The 3761-nt window shown below is 31.9% G+C and carries 6 protein-coding genes and 1 pseudogene; 3 read left to right on the top strand and 4 right to left on the bottom strand.

Annotation, left to right across the window (positions count from 1 at the left end; all coding sequences use genetic code 11):
• The first annotated feature begins 184 nt into the window (after positions 1 to 184).
• The 3 genes from ACOYLT_RS10705 to ACOYLT_RS10695 all read left to right on the top strand — a co-directional run bounded on the left by ACOYLT_RS10705 (position 185) and on the right by ACOYLT_RS10695 (position 2424).
• Positions 185 to 607, top strand: a complete 423-nt coding sequence (locus ACOYLT_RS10705; protein WP_422853839.1) for a DUF6943 family protein — start codon at positions 185 to 187, stop codon at positions 605 to 607.
• Positions 608 to 761: 154 nt separating this feature from the next.
• Positions 762 to 1604: a hypothetical protein gene (locus ACOYLT_RS10700; RefSeq protein ID WP_422853838.1), complete on the top strand. Its 843-nt coding sequence runs from the start codon at positions 762 to 764 to the stop codon at positions 1602 to 1604.
• A gap of 295 nt (positions 1605 to 1899) precedes the next feature.
• Entirely contained in the window at positions 1900 to 2424 is a 525-nt protein-coding gene (locus ACOYLT_RS10695) for a hypothetical protein (protein ID WP_422853837.1), read from the top strand.
• A gap of 268 nt (positions 2425 to 2692) precedes the next feature.
• On the opposite strand, the gene ACOYLT_RS10690 is transcribed toward ACOYLT_RS10695, so the two are convergent.
• From ACOYLT_RS10690 to ACOYLT_RS10675, 4 genes and pseudogenes are all read right to left on the bottom strand, one after another.
• Complete coding sequence (locus ACOYLT_RS10690; RefSeq protein ID WP_422853836.1) at positions 2693 to 2875, bottom strand: hypothetical protein; 183 nt, start codon at positions 2873 to 2875, stop codon at positions 2693 to 2695.
• The gene (locus ACOYLT_RS10685) at positions 2865 to 3116 is read right to left on the bottom strand and encodes a hypothetical protein (protein WP_422853835.1); all 252 of its coding nucleotides are present in this window, start codon (positions 3114 to 3116) and stop codon (positions 2865 to 2867) included. Before ACOYLT_RS10685 ends, ACOYLT_RS10690 begins: the two co-directional genes overlap by 11 nt.
• Positions 3117 to 3127: 11 nt before the next feature.
• Positions 3128 to 3523, bottom strand: coding sequence for a DUF5675 family protein (locus ACOYLT_RS10680; RefSeq protein ID WP_422853834.1), 396 nt, complete (start codon positions 3521 to 3523; stop codon positions 3128 to 3130).
• Positions 3523 to 3761: pseudogene (locus ACOYLT_RS10675) on the bottom strand (hypothetical protein); the annotation flags it as partial. The pseudogene ACOYLT_RS10675 and the gene ACOYLT_RS10680, both read right to left, overlap by 1 nt.

Below are 3761 nucleotides of genomic sequence, written 5' to 3'. Positions count from 1 at the left end.
TGAAACCCTCCACTTGATATGATGGCTTTCTTTTTTTTCTTTTGAAATGAATATTCTTCGCTTCCAATTTAAAATAAAATTTGGCGAAAAAAATTTATAGGTCGAGCATCGCGAGGCACTATAGTATTTCAGCAGAAAACCAGCGGAAAATTGAAAATCTAACCCATTTTTAAATCCGAATGTTATGCTAAATTTCATCATCAAAACCCACCGAGTTGGAACGATTTACACAAAACCCCATTTGTTTGTACTTAACAAGGGAATGAATAGCGGAAAGCCCCAAAAAGAGCCATTTACGAACAGTTTTGTTATCATTTTTCAAAATGAAGAGGACTGCGAAAGTGTTTTTTTTATTGCGTATAGTTTATGGCAAACAAAATTCTGGCATCAGTATTTAGTAGGTTCGGTAATTCCGTTTTTGCGTCTTCCAGATTTTAAAAAAGAGTTTTTCCCAAAAGCAAAAATTATGATGGAAGAGCACGAGCAACATGTTAAGCATATTGCAGCACTAAAGCTTCTAGAACAAAAGGAAAAGCAATTTCACGAGAATATCAATCTCATAAACGATATGCGAAGAGTAATTTTATACCGCTATTGTAATAAGTAACAAATTTTCGATATATTTGAATTAGTATAAAATCTGACGGTTTTAGAACCTATCTACCCAATAGTTGGAGTATAAATCTGATTTTGACATACATATAAGACAGTTGCCAGCAAGCGACTCGCGAAACAAAAACCGAATAAATCACAATATAATTATGGGAAAAGCAAAAGATCATTGGATTGAAATGCAACAAGTTTTAGAAGATACACGATTAGCTGAAAAATTGGGTTTAACATATGACGAACTTGAAGAAACAAATTGGCATATCGAAACTGAAACTAGTCGAGATGGACTAGTTTACGGATATGTTGTATATTTTGATGAAGATTCACCGCAACACATTCTTAGCAAAATAGTTGGACTAAATTCAGATAATCAAGTATGGTTTAATGCATCAGATATGAATGATGATGAAGATTATTATGATTATCAAGAACAATATGAAGCAATAATTGCAAATAAACATTACTATGATAGTTTTCAAAAAGAAATTCTCAACATAAGAAGATTAAACATTCTTGAGTTGGGAGATTTGGAATTGAATCTAATATTAAAAAGGCAATTATATATTTCTGCAATTGGAACACTTGAAACTTTTCTTTCAGAAACTTTCATCAATCAAACCGACGAAAATCCTGAATATTTTAGAAACTTCATAGAAACATTTCCAAATTTTACTAAACAAAAATTTCAACTAAGTGAAATTTTTTCTGAATATGAAAAACTAAAAAAAACTGCGCAAAAAGCAATGTTAGAAGTGATTTATCACAATTTAGACAAAATACAAAATATGTATATAGCAACTTTTAAAATTGATTTTCCCGATATTGAAGATTTATCAAAAGCTGTAGTGAACAGACATGATTTAGTTCATAGAAATGGAAAAACTAAAGAAGGCGAAGAAGTATTAATTAATATGGATTTGATAGAAGAATTATTAGTGAATATATCAACTTTTGTCGAAGATATTTCAGTTTCATTAAATTTAAAAGGATAGATAAATGCCTGCTGGTAACAAATACTAAATCTCATAGCTCGGTTTTTGATAAATTTTTCGTCCCTTTTTCTTAACTTCGTTCATCGGTTATGTAAAAAAACATTACATAATCCGCCACGAGCTCTAGCTTGAGAACATTTGGGGCAAATTTATAATTTGCGTGCTAATGTTAAGCCAATTTCAAATTAACGCAGCATTCGTTAACATGATATATAATTAAATTACAAAATTTTATTTTTGTTTCTGCGTTTCTCCGAATAGCGCAAAGCATCATTAACTACTTAAAAAGCTTATTATGGAACACGTTGCAGCTATCCTGATAAATTCAGGCGAAAAAAAGGTTCAAGAAGTGTATATATCAAATTCAGTGAAAGAATGTGAGTTCTTTAGTGAAGCGTATAAACTAATGGGGGTAAAAATCGATTATGAAATACCTGAATTAGATCTTTGTACTAACCTTTATAATGAAGATATTAACTTTAATCCAAATCATCATAATGTGTTATTCAATCCATGGAATCATGGTTGGGGTCCGCATGTTAAGACAAATAATCCTGATATTTTTATTACTGACTCCAAATTAAAACATACATATCTTTATAGAAATATTTTGATTATTGGTGAGGTTTTAATCGGAGATGACAAAACTATCTTAATAAAACCATTGAAATTTACGGTTGAAGAAGTAGCAAATTCATTGGAATGGCGTTTTAAAAAGAAAGAACGTCAGTCAAGAATGTCATATTGGGAGGCTCAGGCTGATGCAGAAGAAAAAATAAGAGAAATTCAAAATAATGCTTACTACTGCAACCATCCCTAATTTACAAGAATAGGACCAGAATGGGCAGTATAAAAGAAATTCAAAATAATGCTTAATACCAGTTAATGAATGAATCTTTTGCAAAATTAAAAAACTATTTAATTAAATGAATATGGATTGACCATTAACAGATGATTTATTTCAAATAGCTTTTGAAAGGTTACAAAGTGAAATTATTAAGAATAAAAAAAGCCTGGTCTACGACTAGGCTTCTTAGTTAATCCAGTAAAGGTTACCACACGAAAACTGGATTTATGTTGTACTTTTTTCAGTACTGTTTATTTTTAGATTTTGTCAAGCATTTTAACAAGAGCGAAACTGTAAAACTAACAGAAGCTCCCAACGCTGCTAAGATAATTGTTTTTACAACATCTTCAGAAAGAATATTGGGTAAAATACTCAATACGGTTCCTGATGCAGTGCCAGCTTTTAAAGAAATATTAGTTTCCATCACGTGCTTTGTTGAGGTTCTCAATTTCTTTCATGGCTTTATCATCAACTGTTATTTGGCTAATTGCAGAAATTACACCACCTGCCACGGCTACATATCCTGCTACAGTAACTACTGCTGCAGGTAGCAGAACAGGAGCGGCTACTATTGAACCACTAATACCCAATAATACCAATCCAATACTTCTCAATATCTTAAAAAACTTCGGAGTTGGAGCTTTTGCTCTTTCAACTATATTCATAAAACACCTATTTAAGATTTTACAATCAATTCAACACTTTCTTTGTTGTCTAAAGCTTTATAAACCATCGATTTTAAACTTATAAAAGCTTTTCGGGACATCAACCCTAATCCTGGTCCAGAAAGTTTTGTTACTGGAGCAATACAACCGTTCAATTCTAAAAGAGCATTATTCGCAGGATGAAACAGAATCAAACTTCTATTTTTCACATCCAAAACCTCCAAATGCCATTGAAATTTTTGACTGTATCGTTTTTTAATAAAATATTTCCCTTCCGGAATACAAGAAACTCTTGTTTCGTTTTCTCTCCATGGTAACTCAATAGTATTACAAATGGATTTTCCTTTACATTCGAGTTTTCCGTTAGTTCCGTTAGGGAAATAAGTTCTGGTCAATTGAAGAACCATTAAACTCCGCTATCTACTTTTACAACCGATAACGGGTTGAAAGCGCCATTTTTAAGCGGGTACATTTGTCCATTAACTTCTTGGAAAAACTCGATTCCTAAAGCCAAAAACAATGGTTTTGTACTTGCAGCTGTAACCGCATTGGTATGAGTTATCGCCACCGTCGGTGCCGAATTCCATGGTAAAATTGCAGTTTCTGAATGCGTTTCTACAAATGTTTCCGCTTCAAAATCTACTT

The sequence above is a fragment of the Flavobacterium sp. genome, from assembly GCF_049318185.1.
GTDB lineage: Bacteria > Bacteroidota > Bacteroidia > Flavobacteriales > Flavobacteriaceae > Flavobacterium.
Note: the sequence above shows the minus strand (reverse complement) of the source record. Positions and strands in the feature narration are given on the sequence as shown.

Coding starts and splice junctions, on each gene's coding strand:
- ACOYLT_RS10705 (WP_422853839.1), top strand. CDS start 185: ATGCTAAATTTCATCATCAAAACCCACCGAGTTGGAACGATTTACACA.
- ACOYLT_RS10700 (WP_422853838.1), top strand. CDS start 762: ATGGGAAAAGCAAAAGATCATTGGATTGAAATGCAACAAGTTTTAGAA.
- ACOYLT_RS10695 (WP_422853837.1), top strand. CDS start 1,900: ATGGAACACGTTGCAGCTATCCTGATAAATTCAGGCGAAAAAAAGGTT.
- ACOYLT_RS10690 (WP_422853836.1), bottom strand. CDS start 2,875: ATGGAAACTAATATTTCTTTAAAAGCTGGCACTGCATCAGGAACCGTA.
- ACOYLT_RS10685 (WP_422853835.1), bottom strand. CDS start 3,116: ATGAATATAGTTGAAAGAGCAAAAGCTCCAACTCCGAAGTTTTTTAAG.
- ACOYLT_RS10680 (WP_422853834.1), bottom strand. CDS start 3,523: ATGGTTCTTCAATTGACCAGAACTTATTTCCCTAACGGAACTAACGGA.